The sequence below is a fragment of the Oleiphilus sp. HI0086 genome, assembly GCF_001635225.1.
In genome coordinates this window covers 1-1,107 of sequence record NZ_LWFZ01000993.1, presented here as the reverse complement: position 1 = coordinate 1,107, position 1,107 = coordinate 1, and the positions used below count along the sequence as shown (strand labels likewise).

Genomic DNA, 1,107 nt, shown 5'->3' with positions numbered 1-1,107 from the left:
CCGGCATAGTCGAATTAACTTTGTTACCCCAGAGCAAAGGCACTTATGTCTGGATGAAGAACTATTATCGAAGAGGGATGAGCTTTATCGCAAGATGAAAAGAAAGAACCAAATAAGGTGGTCAAAAGCTACGCGGAACTGGGAGAAAGTGGGTGACGTTAAGTTGAACCCGGAGAAGGAAAAACAAGCAGCTTAAATGCTCAGGCGACAACTACCTTGAAAAACGCCGAGAAAGCACCATTGATACAGAGTACGGATAGATGGGAATTGATATAGATAAGAGCAGTTTTGCAGAAAGTGATTATCGAGACTTTGAAAAAAAACTGCAGACCAACCTTTCCAGCTTGAGCTCCCTATTGTCACAGACAGGCTTTGGAAAAAAGAAACCGGGTAGTGCTATTTTGGGTGCCGAGCTCGAAATGTATATTGTTGATAGCAAGGGAGAGCCCTTGTTGCTGAATCAAGAAATCTTAGATGCTGCTGATGACAAACAACTGACTCTGGAGATTAACCGCTATAACCTGGAATATAACCTGACTCCATATTCCCTGTCGGATGCGCCGTTTAAGTCGACAGAAAATGAGATTTGCCGCCAGCTGTCGAAGCTAAATGATATTGCTGCAAAATATGAAGGTCGCATATTTCCTGTCGGTATACTTCCTACGCTGGATAATTCTCATTTCGGGCCTGTTTGTATGACGGACCGCCAGCGTTATAGAACCTTGGTTGAGCAATTGTTTGAACGTCGTGGGCGTGAATTTGAAATTGATATTAACGGTAGACCTCCTTTACAAATGGATATGCAGGACGTTACCTTGGAAGGTGCGAATACTTCATTCCAGATTCATTATCGAGTCGACCCTGAAGACTATGCAAATACCTTCAATGCCTTTCAAATGGTGACGCCTTTAGTGTTAGCTTTAGGTGCTAATTCACCCGGTTTATTTGGTCACGACCTCTGGTGTGAAACACGAGTACCTTTGTTTAAGCAGTCTATCGATACGCGAATAAAAGATAGATACCGATGGAACGAGCCTTCTAGGGTAAGTTTTGGGCAAGGCTGGGTACGCCGCCCTGCTTTGGAATTATTTCAGGAAACAGCTTCGA

General features: G+C 43.6%; 2 pseudogenes. Both read left to right on the top strand.

The annotated features are described in order from the left end of the window. Window positions 1-196: pseudogene (locus A3756_RS28805) on the top strand (IS3 family transposase); the annotation flags it as partial. A gap of 64 nt (window positions 197-260) precedes the next feature. After that, window positions 261-1,107: pseudogene (locus tag A3756_RS17960) on the top strand (glutamate--cysteine ligase); the annotation flags it as partial.